The organism is Mesorhizobium sp. AR07 (assembly GCF_024746815.1).
Classification (GTDB): domain Bacteria; phylum Pseudomonadota; class Alphaproteobacteria; order Rhizobiales; family Rhizobiaceae; genus Mesorhizobium.
Map to the genome: position 1 here is coordinate 423820 of NZ_CP080525.1, position 16044 is coordinate 439863.

At 61.3% G+C, this 16044-nt stretch carries 15 protein-coding genes; 9 read left to right on the top strand and 6 right to left on the bottom strand.

Going from position 1 to position 16044, the window contains the following annotated elements; genetic code table 11:
* Positions 1 to 15: 15 nt before the first annotated feature.
* Positions 16 to 606: a hypothetical protein gene (locus tag BPNPMPFG_RS02200; RefSeq protein ID WP_258593050.1), complete on the bottom strand. Its 591-nt coding sequence runs from the start codon at positions 604 to 606 to the stop codon at positions 16 to 18.
* Between the two features lie 339 nt (positions 607 to 945).
* Between BPNPMPFG_RS02200 and clpP the strand changes: the two genes are divergently transcribed.
* The 4 genes from clpP (at position 946) to BPNPMPFG_RS02220 (ending at position 6433) form a co-directional block, all read left to right on the top strand.
* Complete coding sequence (gene clpP, locus BPNPMPFG_RS02205; protein WP_258593051.1) at positions 946 to 1575, top strand: ATP-dependent Clp endopeptidase proteolytic subunit ClpP; 630 nt, start codon at positions 946 to 948, stop codon at positions 1573 to 1575.
* Between the two features lie 296 nt (positions 1576 to 1871).
* Positions 1872 to 3146 (top strand): ATP-dependent Clp protease ATP-binding subunit ClpX, encoded by a 1275-nt coding sequence (clpX, locus tag BPNPMPFG_RS02210; RefSeq protein WP_023759839.1) that lies wholly within the window; start codon positions 1872 to 1874, stop codon positions 3144 to 3146.
* Between the two features lie 306 nt (positions 3147 to 3452).
* On the top strand, positions 3453 to 5864 hold the full coding sequence (lon, locus tag BPNPMPFG_RS02215) for an endopeptidase La (RefSeq protein ID WP_258593052.1): 2412 nt from the start codon (positions 3453 to 3455) through the stop codon (positions 5862 to 5864).
* Between the two features lie 296 nt (positions 5865 to 6160).
* On the top strand, positions 6161 to 6433 hold the full coding sequence (locus tag BPNPMPFG_RS02220) for an HU family DNA-binding protein (protein WP_224569706.1): 273 nt from the start codon (positions 6161 to 6163) through the stop codon (positions 6431 to 6433).
* 152 nt (positions 6434 to 6585) lie between these two features.
* Here BPNPMPFG_RS02220 and BPNPMPFG_RS02225 read toward each other — a convergent pair whose 3' ends face one another.
* On the bottom strand, positions 6586 to 7608 hold the full coding sequence (locus BPNPMPFG_RS02225) for an aldo/keto reductase (RefSeq protein WP_258593053.1): 1023 nt from the start codon (positions 7606 to 7608) through the stop codon (positions 6586 to 6588).
* Positions 7609 to 7782: 174 nt separating this feature from the next.
* Here BPNPMPFG_RS02225 and BPNPMPFG_RS02230 point away from each other — a divergent pair, with 174 nt between their 5' ends.
* The gene (locus tag BPNPMPFG_RS02230) at positions 7783 to 8349 is read left to right on the top strand and encodes an SIS domain-containing protein (protein WP_258593054.1); all 567 of its coding nucleotides are present in this window, start codon (positions 7783 to 7785) and stop codon (positions 8347 to 8349) included.
* 3 nt (positions 8350 to 8352) lie between these two features.
* Positions 8353 to 9096, top strand: coding sequence for a creatininase family protein (locus tag BPNPMPFG_RS02235; RefSeq protein ID WP_258593055.1), 744 nt, complete (start codon positions 8353 to 8355; stop codon positions 9094 to 9096).
* Here BPNPMPFG_RS02235 and BPNPMPFG_RS02240 read toward each other — a convergent pair.
* From BPNPMPFG_RS02240 to BPNPMPFG_RS02255, 4 genes are all read right to left on the bottom strand, one after another.
* Positions 9093 to 9407, bottom strand: a complete 315-nt coding sequence (locus BPNPMPFG_RS02240) for a hypothetical protein (protein WP_258593056.1) — start codon at positions 9405 to 9407, stop codon at positions 9093 to 9095. The genes BPNPMPFG_RS02235 and BPNPMPFG_RS02240 overlap by 4 nt on opposite strands.
* 2 nt (positions 9408 to 9409) lie before the next feature.
* Complete coding sequence (locus BPNPMPFG_RS02245; protein ID WP_258593057.1) at positions 9410 to 10375, bottom strand: carbohydrate ABC transporter permease; 966 nt, start codon at positions 10373 to 10375, stop codon at positions 9410 to 9412.
* 12 nt (positions 10376 to 10387) lie between these two features.
* A complete protein-coding gene (locus BPNPMPFG_RS02250; protein WP_258597036.1) occupies positions 10388 to 11416 on the bottom strand; it encodes a carbohydrate ABC transporter permease in 1029 nt (342 codons plus the stop codon).
* Between the two features lie 203 nt (positions 11417 to 11619).
* The gene (locus tag BPNPMPFG_RS02255; RefSeq protein ID WP_258593058.1) at positions 11620 to 13275 is read right to left on the bottom strand and encodes an extracellular solute-binding protein; all 1656 of its coding nucleotides are present in this window, start codon (positions 13273 to 13275) and stop codon (positions 11620 to 11622) included.
* 276 nt (positions 13276 to 13551) lie between these two features.
* Here BPNPMPFG_RS02255 and BPNPMPFG_RS02260 point away from each other — a divergent pair, with 276 nt between their 5' ends.
* From BPNPMPFG_RS02260 to rbsK, 3 genes are read left to right on the top strand one after another with little or no spacing between them, the layout of a single operon-like run.
* Complete coding sequence (locus BPNPMPFG_RS02260) at positions 13552 to 14610, top strand: ABC transporter ATP-binding protein (protein ID WP_258593059.1); 1059 nt, start codon at positions 13552 to 13554, stop codon at positions 14608 to 14610.
* Positions 14611 to 14636: 26 nt separating this feature from the next.
* Positions 14637 to 15089 (top strand): RbsD/FucU family protein, encoded by a 453-nt coding sequence (locus BPNPMPFG_RS02265; RefSeq protein ID WP_258593060.1) that lies wholly within the window; start codon positions 14637 to 14639, stop codon positions 15087 to 15089.
* Between the two features lie 4 nt (positions 15090 to 15093).
* On the top strand, positions 15094 to 16038 hold the full coding sequence (rbsK, locus tag BPNPMPFG_RS02270) for a ribokinase (RefSeq protein WP_258593061.1): 945 nt from the start codon (positions 15094 to 15096) through the stop codon (positions 16036 to 16038).
* The last annotated feature ends 6 nt before the right edge of the window (positions 16039 to 16044 follow it).

Below are 16044 nucleotides of genomic sequence, written 5' to 3' on the forward strand. Positions count from 1 at the left end.
TCGCCGGAGCTTGACCTAATCCTGGCAGTGCCTGGGAATATGCACGCGCCGCCAGCCGGACGAACCTTCGCGGACCAGCATGCGCCGCGCGACCGTCTGGTAGGAGGCGGGAACATCGATGATGCGCCTTTGCTCCGGCTGCACCAGCACCTCCTCGGCGATCCGGTCGTACTGTGCCGGGATGACGACGCGCCGCGTGCGTTCGGGCTGGATCACCACGGTCTCGGCAACGCGCCCGTAGCGCGCCTTGTGCCAGATCTTGCACAGCACCTTGCGGCCATGAATGACACGCCATTCCCAGGAGTAGCCGCCGTCATCGACCTGGACAGTGCGGTAGACGGTGCGGGTGACGGCGGGCACGACCTCGTAGGTGACCTGGGCCGGAACGGTCATCACCACGCGTTCGCGGGTGCCATAAATGGCCGGGATAGTGTCGACCTGCTGGCCGGGCGGGCTGACCAGCACGTCTTCGTAGACGGTATCATAGACGGCCGGTGTGCGGACGGGTTCATAGCATTCGACGGCGCGGCCGCCGGCCGCCGTTTGCGAAATCGTGCCGAGCATCGTCAGCCCGGCAATGGTGAAGCATGCGGTTTTCCTGAACATGACACTCCCCCTGTTGAACGGCACAATGACGTTCAACGTTGGATTGTAGGGGATCAGGCGCCGGGGAAAAGAGGATTTGCCGCATTTCGTTAAGCGATGCGGTTAAGAAACTGCTACTCAGGGAATGGAGCTGTGAGGCGGCGGGCCGGCGGAAGCACTCCACTGTTGCGAATCCCGGATTAGAAACCTTGATTCGACTTACCCAGATGGCTAGGACGGGTCGGCCTTGCGCAAGGATGAGCCGGCATCCTATTTACACAATAACGATCCAGAACCGATTCTGCCCGATCCGCCAGCATTCCCGGCGCCGGAATCCCACCGCGAGATAAGAGATAACTAATGAAGAACCCCGTCGAAACCTACATGAACCTCGTTCCGATGGTGGTCGAACAGACCAATCGCGGCGAGCGGGCCTACGACATCTTCTCGCGCCTCCTCAAGGAGCGCATCATTTTCATCACCGGTCCGGTCGAGGACGGCATGGCGACGCTGGTCTGCGCGCAGCTTCTGTTCCTCGAAGCCGAGAATCCGAAGAAGGAAATCAACCTCTATATCAATTCGCCGGGCGGCGTCGTCACCTCGGGCATGGCCATCTACGACACCATGCAGTTCATCAAGCCGGCCGTGTCGACGCTCTGCATCGGCCAGGCGGCCTCGATGGGCTCGCTGCTTCTGACCGCCGGCCACAAGGACATGCGCTTCGCCACGCCGAACGCCCGCATCATGGTTCACCAGCCGTCCGGCGGCTTCCAGGGCCAGGCTTCCGACATCGAGCGCCATGCCCAGGACATCATCAAGCTGAAGCGTCGCCTCAACGAGGTCTACGTCAAGCACACCGGCAAGAGCTACGAAGAGATCGAGAGGACGCTCGACCGCGACCATTTCATGACCGCCGACGAAGCCAGGGATTTCGGCCTCATCGACAAGGTCATTTCGTCGCGCGAGCCGGCTGAAAGCGCTGTGGCATAAGGGCCAGGTGGCAGTTGGATGGCGGCATCACGCGCTTTTGGCGTGTCCTGCGGCATTTCGGCCACAATTGGCTGTTCCCTCGGCGGACAGGATTGCCTACGTTAAGGCTATGTTGAGTTTCGGCGGCTTAGCTTTATGCGGGGCTGTCGCGAATCATTGCCACGTTTTCTGATTTGTGTTTCGTACGGAATGCGTTGCGGGAAGCCGGGAGACTGGCGGCGGCGGATTCCCGCGATAGATAGAGTATGCGCCCTTTCAGCCAGACCATCGGCGGGCGGCCATGAAAGGACATGAAAATGAGCAAGGTCGGCAACAACAGCGGCGATTCCAAGAACACGCTTTACTGCTCGTTTTGCGGCAAAAGCCAGCACGAAGTGCGCAAGCTGATCGCCGGTCCGACGGTCTTCATCTGCGACGAGTGCGTCGAACTCTGCATGGACATCATCCGCGAGGAGAACAAGACCTCGATGGTGAAGTCGCGCGAGGGCGTGCCGACACCGCAGGAGATCCTCAAGGTTCTCGACGACTATGTCATCGGCCAGCCTTACGCCAAGCGCGTGCTGTCGGTGGCCGTCCACAACCACTACAAGCGCCTCGCGCATGCCGGCAAGAACAACGATGTCGAGCTGGCGAAGTCGAACATCCTGCTGATCGGCCCGACCGGTTGCGGCAAGACGCTGCTGGCACAGACGCTGGCCCGTATCATCGACGTGCCCTTTACCATGGCTGACGCGACGACGCTGACCGAAGCCGGTTATGTCGGCGAGGACGTCGAAAACATCATCCTCAAGCTGTTGCAGTCGGCCGACTACAATGTCGAGCGGGCGCAGCGCGGCATCGTCTACATCGACGAGATCGACAAGATTTCGCGCAAGTCCGACAATCCCTCGATCACCCGCGACGTGTCGGGCGAGGGCGTGCAGCAGGCGCTCTTGAAGATCATGGAAGGCACGGTCGCCTCGGTGCCGCCGCAGGGCGGCAGGAAGCATCCGCAGCAGGAATTCCTGCAGGTCGACACCGCCAACATCCTGTTCATCTGCGGCGGTGCCTTTGCCGGGCTGGACAAGATCATCTCGGATCGCGGCAGAAAAACCTCGATCGGCTTCGGCGCCATCGTCGCTTCGCCCGAGGATCGCCGCACCGGCGATGTTTTCCGCCTGGTCGAGCCTGAGGATCTGTTGAAATTCGGTCTTATCCCCGAATTTGTCGGCCGTCTGCCGGTTCTAGCCACACTGGAGGATCTCGATGAGCCGGCGCTGATCCAGATCCTGACCGAGCCGAAGAACGCCTTGGTCAAGCAGTATCAGCGGCTGTTCGAGATGGAGAATGTCGACCTGACCTTCCACGAGAACGCCCTGTCGGCGATCGCCAAGCGCGCCATCGAGCGCAAGACCGGCGCGCGCGGCCTGCGCTCGATCATGGAAGCGATCCTGCTCGACACGATGTTCGAACTTCCCGCGCTCGAAGGCGTGCGCGAGGTGGTGATCTCGGAAGAGGTGGTGACCGGCAGTGCCCGGCCGCTCTACATCTATTCCGAGCAGAAGGAAAAGAAGGGCAATGTCAGCGCCTGACATGAGCCCGCAGCGGAATTCTGAAACGGCGCCGCAAGGCGCCGTTTTGCTGTCGTCGGGGGTTTTGCGGGTGCGCCCGGTCTTGCCGTCGCAAATCTGTCACTCAAGGGCAAGTTGGAGGGGCGGATTTGTACCTGCCCCTTGATCTTTGTGGATCGTGCATCCAACTAATTGGAGAAGGCCGAGGTGCCCGATTTCTGTGCTGTAAAACTCCCGTCACAAACGGTGGTAGGCGGAACGATCCCCGGTCGTTAATATGAGATTCGCGGTTGGCCGACTGGTGGCCGCGACATGAAAGGTTGGACAATGGCCAAAATATCCAAGGCTCCCAGCGACGGCGTCTTCGCAGTCCTCCCGCTGCGCGACATCGTGGTGTTCCCGCACATGATCGTTCCGCTCTTCGTCGGGCGTGAAAAGTCGATCAAGGCGCTGGAAGAGGTGATGGGTCAGGAAAAGCAGATCCTGCTTGCCACCCAGATGAATGCCGCCGATGACGATCCCGAGCCCGATGCCATCTTTGACATCGGCACGCTCGCCAATGTGCTGCAATTGCTGAAGCTGCCCGACGGCACCGTCAAGGTCCTTGTCGAAGGCGCCTCGCGTGCGAAAATCGTCTCGTTCACCGACCGTCCCGACTTCCACGAGGCCCGCGCCACGGCGCTGGTCGAACCGGAAGAAGAAGAGGTCGAGGTCGAGGCGCTGGCTCGTTCGGTCGTCACCGACTTCGAGAACTACGTCAAGCTGAACAAGAAGATCTCGCCCGAAGTGGTGGGCGCTGCCAGCCAGATCGACGACTATTCCAAGCTCGCCGACACGGTCGCTTCGCATCTCGCCATCAAGATTCCTGAGAAGCAGGAGATGCTGGCCACGCTCTCGGTCAAGGAGCGGCTGGAAAAGGCGATGGGCTTCATGGAAGCCGAAATCTCCGTCCTGCAGGTGGAGAAGCGCATCCGCTCGCGCGTCAAGCGCCAGATGGAGAAGACGCAGCGCGAATACTACCTCAACGAGCAGATGAAGGCGATCCAGAAGGAGCTCGGCGAAGGCGAGGACGGCCGCGACGAAGCTGCCGAGCTCGAGGCGCGCATCAAGAAGACCAAGCTCTCCAAGGAGGCCCGCGAAAAGGCGGAAGCCGAGTTGAAGAAGCTCAGGACGATGTCGCCGATGTCGGCTGAATCGACCGTCGTGCGCAACTATCTCGACTGGATCCTGTCGATCCCGTGGGGCAAGAACTCCAAGGTCAAGCAGGACCTGGCCTTCGCGCAGAACGTGCTCGACACCGACCATTTCGGCCTCGACAAGGTCAAGGACCGCATCGTCGAGTACCTTGCCGTGCAAAGCCGCCAGAAGAAGCTGAAGGGGCCGATCCTGTGCCTCGTCGGCCCTCCCGGCGTCGGCAAGACATCGCTCGGCAAGTCGATCGCCAAGGCGACCGGTCGCGAATTCATCCGCATGGCGCTGGGCGGCGTGCGTGACGAAGCCGAGATCCGTGGCCATCGGCGCACCTATATCGGCTCGATGCCCGGCAAGGTCATCCAGTCGATGAAGAAGGCGAAGAAGTCCAACCCGCTCTTCCTGCTCGACGAGATCGACAAGATGGGCCAGGACTTCCGTGGCGATCCGTCGTCGGCGCTGCTCGAGGTGCTCGATCCCGAACAGAACTCGACGTTCATGGACCATTACCTCGAGGTCGAATACGACCTGTCGAGCGTGATGTTCGTGACGACGGCGAACACGCTGAACATCCCTGCGCCCTTGATGGACCGCATGGAGATCATCCGTATCGCCGGCTACACCGAGGACGAGAAGATCGAAATCGCCAAGCGGCACCTGATGCCGAAGGTGGTGCGCGACCATGCTCTGCAGCCGAAGGAGTTCTCCGTCGGCGAGGACGCGATCCGCGCCATCATCCAGACCTATACCCGTGAAGCGGGTGTCAGAAGCCTGGAGCGCGATCTGATGAAGCTCGGGCGCAAGGCGGTGACCGAGATCCTGAAGACGAAAACGAAGACGGTGAACATCACGGCGGCGAACCTCGCCGACTACCTCGGTGTTCCGCGCTTCCGCTTCGGTCAGGTCGAGGCTGACGATCAGGTCGGCGTCGTTACCGGGCTTGCCTGGACGGAAGTCGGCGGCGAGCTGCTGACGGTCGAAGGCGTCATGATGCCCGGCAAGGGCCGTATGACGGTGACCGGCAATCTGCGCGACGTGATGAAGGAATCGATTTCGGCGGCGGCCTCCTATGTCCGCTCGCGCGCCGTCGATTTCGGCATCGAGCCGCCGCTGTTCGACAAGCGTGACATCCACGTGCACGTGCCGGAAGGTGCGACGCCCAAGGATGGACCGTCGGCTGGCGTGGCGATGGCGACCGCGATCGTCTCCGTGCTGACCGGCATTCCGGTCAAGGCGGATGTGGCGATGACCGGCGAGATCACGCTGCGCGGCAGGGTGCTGCCGATCGGCGGCCTGAAGGAGAAGCTGCTGGCCGCATTGCGCGGCGGCATCAAGAAGGTGCTGATCCCGGAAGACAACGCCAAGGACCTGGCGGAGATTCCGGACAACGTGAAGAACGGCATGGAGATCATTCCGGTCGGACGGGTCGGTGAGGTGTTGCGCCATGCACTGGTGCGTATGCCTGAGCCGATCGAGTGGGTCGAACCGGTCAATGCTCCGGTCACGACGGACAGCGCGGACGATGCCGGCAAGACGCTTGCGCATTAGAGCGCCGCGCGTCCACTTGGACGCGCAAAGGACGCTCTAACACTTTAGACTTACGCATGGCCCCGAAAACCGACTACGGTTTTCGGGGCCATGCGTAAGTTTCTGCTAAAGTTGCAGCGCACAAAACAGAGAGCCGGGCTTCGCGCCCGGCTTTTTCATGTGAAGAACCCAGCATTTCCGGGCTTTTTCCGCTTTTTTCCTGCCTTTTCGACTTGGTTGCGGGAACGCTTCTTTCTAAAGTCCGTTTCCTGCCGGATGAGTCGTTAGTTCCGGTGTTCTCATGGAAGGGAATTTTTATGAACAAGAACGAACTGGTGTCCGCTGTCGCCGACGCCGCGAGCATTTCGAAGGGTGACGCGCAGTCGGCGGTCGATGCGGTATTTTCCGCCATCACCGGCGAACTGAAGAAGGGCGGCGATGTCCGGCTTGTCGGCTTTGGCAATTTCACCGTGTCGAAGCGTGCGGCTTCGACCGGCCGCAACCCGCAGACCGGCGCCGAAGTGCAGATCCCTGCACGCACCGTGCCGAAATTCTCGGCCGGCAAGGGCCTCAAGGACGCAGTCAACTAAGCGCCTTTTTCTTTCAGAGAGACCAGAAAAGCCGGGCTGGCCCGGCTTTTCTTTTTTGTGCCCTACGCACGTACATGCGGCCAGAAAAGCCGGGCTTGCCCGGCTTTCTTTTTTGCATCCGACGCCGGCGCATACGGGCTCCGAGGGACGACTTACGCAGTCGGTGCGTCGGAGCGCATCAGGCCTTCCTTCTTCAGATCGGCCCAAAGCGCTGCCGGCAGTTTCGCATCGAGCAGCGAGCGGTTGCTCTCGACTTCGCTCGGCCGCTGGCCGCCGGGGATCACCGAGACGACCGCGGGGTGCAGCAGCGGGAATTGCAACGCCGCCTCGATCAGCCGCACGCCATGGCGTTTGCAGACGCTCTCGATGCCGGCGACCCGGTCGAGGATGTCCTTGGGCGCTTCGGTGTAGTTGTAGTAGGCGCCCGGCTTCGGCCCGGTTGCCAGGATGCCGGAATTGTAGGGGCCGCCGAGAACGATGCCGATGCCGCGCGCCTGGCAGAGCGGCAGGAAGGATGCCAGCGCCTCCTGTTCCAGCAGCGTATAGCGTCCGGCAAGCAGGAACAGGTCGAAGTCGCCGCGCTCGGCCAGCGTCTGCGCCACCTGCCACTCGTTGATGCCGCCACCGAACGCCTTGATCACGCCCTGGTCGCGCAGGGACAGCAGCCCGTAATAGCCCGAGCGCATGAACTCCTCGATGCGCCGGTCGGACGCCTCCTTGCTGCCATGGGTGAAGATGTCGACATCATGCACGAAGAGAATGTCGATGCGGTCGACGCCGAGACGCTCGAGCGAGGCTTCGAACGAGCGCATGACGCCGTCATAGCTGTAGTCGTACACCTCGCGCCGTGTTGGCGTGTCGAAGAACTTGCCGATGCCGGTGCGCTCTTCCGGCGGACAGGCGCGCATGATGCGGCCGACCTTGCTCGACAGCATATAGTCGTCGCGCTTCCTGCCGCGCAGGAACGGATTGAGCCGCGTTTCCGACAGGCCGAGCCCGTACAGCGGCGCGGTGTCGTAGTAGCGGCAGCCGGTCGCCCAGGCGGCCTCCAGCGTGGCGTTGGCATCCTCGTCCGAGACGGCACGGTAGAGATTGCCGAGCGGCGCCGTGCCGAAGCCGAGCTCGGTGAAAGTGATGCCGCCATTGCCGTTGCGGTCGAAATGCCGTGTCTTCATATCCTGCCGTCGCCTCACTTGATTTGTCTGACATGACACTATCATGCCTGTGGCCCGGCAAAAGCGTCGCTGCGCGTTGGACACGCATTTTCGCGGTTGATAGCATGAACGAAATCAAGCCGTTCGTGGCAGCGAAAGCGACAATCCCGGGATGATTTCGATGGCAGGTTTGGCGTGAGCGACAACAATGAAAACCTGTTCTCGACCGCGCTTGGCGAACTCGGCGGCGTGCTGACGCGCGTCGACGAGAGCCGTATCGATACCGCTTGCAAGCTGCTGGCGGGAGCCAAACAGATCGTTGTCTATGGCTGCGGCCGTGAAGCCTTGCAGGTCAAGGGCTTTGCCATGCGGCTTTATCATCTCGGCCTGCCTGTCTCGGTGGTCGGCGACATGACCACGCCGCCGCTGGGGCAGGGGGATGTTTTCCTCGTCAGCTCCGGTCCTGGCGAAACCTCGACCGTGCTCACCTTGATGAGGATCGCGCATGATTCCGGCGCAACCAATCTGCTGCTGACCGCTCAGGCTGAAAGCAGCGCGGCAAGACAGGCTGATTTCACGCTGCTCATCCCGGCGCAGACCATGGCCAACGACCAGGGCTCGCAGAAGACATCGGTGCTGCCGATGGGCTCGGTGTTCGAAGGCGCGCTGTTCCTGCTGTTCGAGGTGATGGTGCTGAAGCTCAGGGAATTGATCGACGCGTCGCCCGAAGCGATGCGCGCCCGCCACACCAACATGGAATAGATCATGCGCTATGAATTGATGCTGCCACACCAGATCCGCAAGGCGATCGCCGAAAACTGGCCGGTCGCATTGCCGCTCGGCGTGCTCGAATACCATGGCGAGCACATGGCCGTCGGCATGGACACGCTGGCCGTCATCAAGACGCTGGAGTTGTTCGAGAAGGAGAGAGACATCGTCATCCTGCCGCCCTTCTATTATGGCGCCGCAAGCTACGCGGTGGCTGCGCCGGAAGGCAGCGGCTCGGTGCAGGTCGGCGGCAATCAACTGGCGCCGTTCGCGGAAGAGCTGTTCCATAGCCTGCTGCGCATCGGTTTTCGCAACATCCACGCCATCATCCACCACCAGACCGAGAACTTTGCCGCCGGCATGCCGACCGATCTCGCCTTCAAGACCGCCGGCCGCCAGGCGATCTTCCGCTTCCTCGAGAAGCAGCGCGGCGAGGGCTGGTGGGGCTCGCAGGCGATGGCCGACTACTATTCCGGACACGCCACGGGTGAGAATTTCTTCAACTGGGTGCAGGTGCATCCGCTGATGTCGGCCGCCATGAACGGCAAGTATCCGTTCGATCATGCCGGCATCGGCGAGACCTCGCTGATGCTGGCGCTATGCCCGGAGGCTGTCGATGCCGGTCATTTCGACGACAACAAGAGCTGGTATACGGCGACCGCCAAGGAGGCTTCGGCCGAGTTCGGGCAAAAGGGCGTCGCGATGATCATGGATCACCTGCGCGCGATCCTCAGAGCCTAACCCGTGTTTGTCCGCCGCTCCGCCCGATAGTCGGCGATCGACTTGTCCGGATCGCTTTTGGTTGCCACGGCCCAGATGAACGTGCCGCCGCCGGCGATGGCGAGTATGACAAAGAGTGTGATGCCGAGCGGAAACGCCTTGGTGTAGAGCGCGATCAGCAGCATGGACAGGCCACCTGCCACCATAGCCACCACAAAGTCGGCGATGACAGCTCGTCCCTGCCAGGCGATCGGAATGACGCCCTTGCCATAGCGGTCGTAGCCCTTGTGGCCAACGCGGATGGTGCGCGCGAACCAATATCTGCTCGCCATGGCTACTTCACCGCGCCCGCCGTCAAGCCCATGACGATGTAGCGCTCGAGGAAGATGCCGATCAACATGAGAGGCGCAATCGCTGCGGTGGACAATGCGGCCATCGACCACCAGTTGATTCCTTGCGATCCGGTCTGGCTCGCCACCATGACAGGCAGCGTCTGGGCGTCAAAGCTGGTTAGCAGCGAGGCGAAGAAATACTCGTTCCAGCACAGAACGATCGATAGGATGAAGGCAGCGACCACGCCGGGAAGTGCAATTGGCAGGACGATCCGGAAAAATGCGCCCCAGATCGAACAGCCGTCAACGAGCGCGGCCTGCTCGATCTCGGTTGGGATCGTGTCAAACTGATCGCGCATCACCCAGATCACGATCGGCAGCACCATGAGCGTGTAAACGAGGATGAGACCGATCCTTGTGTCGAGCAGTGCCAGTTCCTTGTAGAGAACAAGGAAAGGCATCGCGAGGACCACGGGCGGCAGGATGAGTTGTGAGAGGAAAAAAAACGAGATGTCTTTGTTGCCCCAGCGTCCGAATTTGTATTCGAAACGGCTGAGCCCGTAGGCGGCGAGCGAGCCAATTGTCACGGCCAGGGCCGAAGCGCCAATCGAGGCGATGGCGCTGTTGAGGAAACGTTTTAGGAACTCGTCCCGAACGGTTGAGGTCTCAAAGATGGTGTCGGGCGAGAGCCCCAATGATTGCCATCCCTTCCAACTCGGAGCGAAATCGAGCCAGGGAACAAGATGACCTTGTGTCACGTCCCTGCCGATCTTGAAGGATGTCGACAGCGTCCAATAGATCGGAAACAACGCGATGAAGGTCCAAAGCGCAAGTGCGCCGTAGATGAGCAGGCGTTCGCCCACACGCGTTGCAGCGCCCGCGTAGGATGATTCCAGCGACCGATCTTGTCGAGAGGCGCCGTCGGTAACTTCAGCGGCCAAGTTATCCGTCCCTTCTTCACGCGGCATTGGGTCCTGACCCTAGGTCATTTTTTGCATAAACCGGCTTACGGCTTTCAGCAGCAGCGTAACGAACACGATGATTATAACGAGATAGACCTCAGCCACCATTGTGGCATAGCCCACGTTCGAGCGGTCTCGATACTCGCGGTAGATAAAGCTAGAAATGGTGTCGGTCGCGCCACCCGGGCCGCCCGCAGTCACATTGATGACGATGTCGGCGAGCTTCAATTCGAATATGATTCTGAGCACGATAGCTGTCACGCTCACCGGCAGCATCAAAGGAAAAGTGACCTCCCAAAACGATTGCCAGCGATTGGCGCCGTCGACCTTTGCAGCTTCCTTCAAGTCGGTCGGCAGGGCCTGCAGTCCGGCGAGCAGCATGGTCAAGATGAACGGAATCCATACCCAGCTGTCCATCACAATGATGCTCGTCCTGGCGATCCAGGGCGACGTGAAAAAGGCCGGGTTTTCCCAACCGACATATCGGGCGAACGTCGCCGCGGGGCCGAAACGGTTCTCCATGATCGACTTGCCGATCATCCAACTGACCGCGACCGGGCTCAACATGAAGGGCATGAGGAAAGCGATGCGGAAGAACTTCCGAGCGCGAATATCGGCGTTGAGAAGCAGGGCCAGTGCGAAGGCGATCGCATATTGGGCGATAACGGTTAGTACATAGAACACCATATTGCCGAGCGCATTCCAGAAATAAGAGTCGCTCAGCAGAGTCCGCAGATTGTCGAGGCCGTTGAAGTGGTGGCCCGACTGCGCGTTCAGGTTCCAGTCGGTAAGGGCGATATAGATCCCAAATACGGTCGGGAAGATCACCATCGCCGCGGTGAATAGCAGAGCTGGCAGCAGGAATAGCGTCTGCTGGCCGATCTCGCCGCGCGCCAGAATCTGACTCGCCGCGAGCGCGATGCCCCACAGCAAGAACATATACAAAACCGGCCGCCAGTTCACAAAGCCGATATTGAGTACGCCAGCAGAATCGAGAACCTCCAACGCCGTCATGGCGACCAGAAGCAGGGACGCCAGCCGGAACATCCACCGGCCGAGGGAAACCCATCCCTCCGCGAGTTCCTCGTGCGCCGATTCCAGCTTGCCCCCGGTCACTGATTCTTCCCGTCTGCCTCAACGATCATATGGTCTGCAAACACAGCCCTCTCACGCTCCTACACCCCGTCCGCAGCGACGTTCAATATGCAGCGGACGGGCCATCTTGAGGGTCGGATTATCTGCCGAGGGGCCTATAGGCCCATCGCGATCCTGTAGTATTTGACCTGCTGCTCTCGGCCGAGCTTGTCTGTCAGCTTTTCCCAGGCCGCCGCGATGTTGTCGGCCCCTTGCTGGGCTGTTTCCTTGCCGGCGAAGACTTTCGTCAACTCGTCTTCCGCGACGCTGTAATACTGGAAGATGCCCGGAATGCGCGGCTCGATCGCCGAATTGGGGTGGTTGTAGGAGGTTGACTGCGACTTCATGTAAGATGTGATGTATTTGCGATCGTATCCAGCCGCCACCCATTCGTCCATGTTGGTGTGGCTCTTGCGGTAAGGCTGGAAGCCAGAGGGGTAGGCGGCCGTCCACAGCGACAGGTCCTTGCCGCCGAGGTGCGCGGCGGCGCTCCAAGCGGCCTTGTGCCTTTTGGGGTCGCTATCGACACGCGCCATCACATAAATGCCCCAGCCAAGATAGGCCATATTCGGCGCCTGGTTGGGACCGCTGGCGAGTTTCTCCCATTGCTTCGTCTTGATGTTGTAGACGTCATCGGAGCTAGGCAGGATGTCGAAGTCGAGGGCGTCACCGATGACCGCCGTATCGCTGGTTTTCGCGACGGTGCCGATATCGCCCCACCACGACAGCAGCGAGCCTGTGCCGACGAGGAACTGCTGGAATCCCGTCGTGCCCGGGTCGGCGTTCAACTGATCGGCCGGCTCGTATGGAAGGGCGTCGATCACGTCCTGGATCGCCCGCACGAAAGCTGGATTGTTGACTTGCGGCTTCATATTCTCGTCAAACAGCCAGTTCTTGTTGCCGGGGTATTTGGCGTAGGCCGTCGCGCGGCTGCAGAGGAAGTAGAAGCAGAAACCACCCCACGGCTTGGGCGCGTCGAGATAGCCGTAGACGTCCTTGCCCGCGACTTTCTTGCCCTTGAGGAACTTGGTGACGGTCTGCACCTGCTGCCAGGTCTTCGGCACGCCCCATTCTCCGGCCCCTCCGCCATCCTTCCACGCCTTGGCGAGCTCGGCATCGGAAAAAACGTCGGTGCGGAAGTTGATCGTGTGGCAGTCGCTGTCGATACAGGTGCGATAGATCTTGCCGTTCCACGTGCCGACCGGCGGTTTTAAATAGTCGACGTAATCATCGAACTCGACCTGCTTCTTGACCCAGTCGGGCATTTCCGAGGCGAGCCCCCGACCGCACACGTCGCCTTCGAACGGAGCGCCCATCTCTATGATGTCATAGTCGACCGTGCCGGTCGCGATGGACTGCTGAAGGCGCGCATTGTAGTCGGCCTGGGCGAGATCGATCCATTTGATCGACGCGCCGGTATAGGCCTCCCACGGCTTCAGGAAGCCACGGAACAGGAAGTTGTGCAGGTTCTGGTTGTTGAGCCCCATGAAGGCAAACTCGACGCCCTTGAATTCGCCAGGCTGGACATTGGCCTTGGTCGGCCCGAGGCATAGCTCACCGACCTTCTGCCAGTCGGCGTCCGTGGGGGAGCCATTGCCCGCGCCAGGGACGTTCATGATCTGCAAGCGGAGGTTGTCCGCACGGGCTGGGCTCGTCGACAGGCCAAAAGCACTGCTCGCCGCGAGCGCGGAGACGGCGCCGGCGGCGCCTTTCATTACTTGGCGCCGGCTGGCCTGCATCGCCATTAGCTGGTCATAAATACCTACTCTCATCGAATATTCCTCCCAGAACATCAGTGGTGAAATGGCATGCCAACCCTGTCGGATGCTGGCCTTGATCAAAACGGAAACGCAGGACCCCAATCTGCGTCGCCTCGAGTTCCGATTATCGGGTAGAGTGCCGACATTCCGATTGGCACCCGCCACTATTCTCACAACCAAACGCCGTGTCAACGAGAACAGGTTTTTATCTATAAGAGACTGACTTGCCCTGACAGGTCACGTTGGTTAGCTTCTGCGCCTACGGCCAGCAGAGCCGATGGGGGAGATATGGCTCAAGTCTCGATCAGCAAGGTGGCCAAGGCGTTTGGAACCGTCAAGGTTCTGCACGAAGTCAGCGTCGACATCGCCGACGGGCAGTTCGTCGTGCTGGTCGGTCCTTCGGGTTGCGGCAAGTCCACGCTGCTCAGAATGGTGGCCGGGCTGGAGACCGTCTCCGGCGGCACCATCGCCATCGGCGACCGCGTCGTCAATCATTTGCCGCCGGCCAAGCGCGACATCGCCATGGTGTTCCAGAACTATGCGCTCTATCCGCACAAGACGGTCGAGCAGAACATGGCCTTTGCCCTGAAACTGCGGAAAACCGATCCGGCCGTGGTCGCCGAGCGGGTCAAGCGCGCCGCCGACATCCTCGACCTCAATCCCTATTTGAAGCGCTATCCAAGGCAGCTCTCCGGCGGTCAGCGGCAGCGCGTAGCCATGGGGCGCGCCATCGTGCGCAATCCGCAGGTGTTCCTCTTCGACGAGCCGCTGTCCAACCTCGACGCCAAGCTGCGCGTGCAGATGCGCACCGAGATCAAGGAACTGCACCAGCGGCTGAAGACCACCACCATCTATGTCACCCACGACCAGATCGAGGCGATGACCATGGCCGACAAGATCGTCGTCATGCGCGACGGCCGCATCGAGCAGGTCGGCGCGCCGCTGGACCTGTTCGACCGGCCGGCCAACCTTTTTGTCGCCGGCTTCATAGGTTCGCCGTCAATGAACCTGCTCAAGGGCACCATGCGCAAGGGCGACAAGGCCGGTGTCCACATTGCCGGAACAGTGTTCCCGATTGCATCAGACAATGCCGCACGGGACGGCCAGGCCGTCGTCTACGGCGTGCGGCCGGAGCATCTCGAGATCCATCCCGATGGCGTGTCGGCCAGGATTTCGGTGGTCGAGCCGACCGGCTCGGAAACGCTGGTCTTCCTGCGCTTCGGCGACGGCGAGATGGTGGCGCTGTTTCGCGAGCGCCACGACTTCAAGCCCGGCGATACGCTCACCCTGAAGCCGCGGCTCGACCAGATCCATCTTTTCGACGCCGAGACCGGCACGCGTCTCTGATCTCAAACGGACTTCTAGAGGAAACCATGCTCAAAGGGATCAATCCGCTGCTCAATGCCGATGTGCTGCAGGCATTGCGGGCGATGGGCCATGGCGATGATTTGATCATCGCCGACACCAATTTTCCAGCCGATTCGGTGGCGCGCCAGACGGCGCTCGGCCGCCTGCTGCGCATCGATGCGCCGGCTGCCGAGGTGGTCAAGGCGGTGCTGTCGCTTTACCCGCTGGACACGTTCGTAGACGATTCCGCAGCGCGCATGGAGATTGTCGGCAAGCCGGACGAGATCCCGCCTGTACAGAGGGAAGTGCAGAAGGAAATCGACAAGGCGGAGGGCAAGTCGTGGCCGATGATGGCGGTTGAGCGCTACGCCTTCTACGAACGCGCCAAACAGGCCTATTGCGTCATCCAGACCGGCGAGCGGCGCTTCTACGGCTGCTTCGCCTTCCGCAAGGGCGTCGTGCCGCCGGACGCGGCGTAGCAGCATGGCCTCGAGCAAGCTGATCGTCATGAAGCCTGTCGTCATATTGGGTGTGTTCGTCGCCGACACCGCCTACAGGGCGCAGCGCCAGCCGCGTATCGGTGAGACGATTCTCGGCAATTCGTTCAAGCTGGGACCGGGCGGCAAGGGCTCGAACCAGGCTGTCGCCGCCGGCAAGCTTGGCGCCGATGTCACCTTCCTCACCCGCCTCGGCGTCGATCCTTTCGCCGACATGGCGAGGCAGACCTGGGCGCAGGCTGGCGTGAAGAGCGCCGTCATCGACACGCCGGAAAGCTATACGGGTGCGGCCTACATCTTCGTCGAGGAGACGACCGGCAACAACGCCATCATCGTCAGCCCCGGCGCGGCGATGTTGATTTCGCCGGCCGATATCGACGCCCATGCCGGTCTGATCGGCTCGGCGGGCGTCTTTGTCACCCAGCTCGAGCAGCCGATCGAAGCCGCACTGCGGGCGCTGGAGATCGCGCGCGGGGCAGGGGTGACGACCATCCTCAACCCGGCCCCGGCGGCAACGCTTCCCGACCGCATCTACGCGCTTTGCGACTATCTAACGCCCAACGAGACAGAGGCCGAGGAACTGACCGGCATCAAGGTCTCCTCCATCGATGACGCCCGCCGCGCCGCCGACAGCCTGCTCGCAAAGGGCGTCGGCACCGTCATCGTGACGCTCGGCGAAAAAGGCGCGCTGCTGCACGCGGCGGATCGTTCCGAGCATGTCGGCGTGGTCGATGCAGGCCCCGTGGTCGAAACGACAGGCGCGGGCGACGCCTTCAATGGCGGCCTTGCCGCGGCTCTGTCGCGAGGTGTCGAGCCTCTGCAGGCGGTGCGTTTCGCCTGCGCGGTCGCCGGCATTTCGGTGACGAGGCCCGGCACTGCGCCGTCGATGCCGACGCTGCAGGAGGTCGAGGCCCTGCTGGCCAGGGGTTGATGCCGT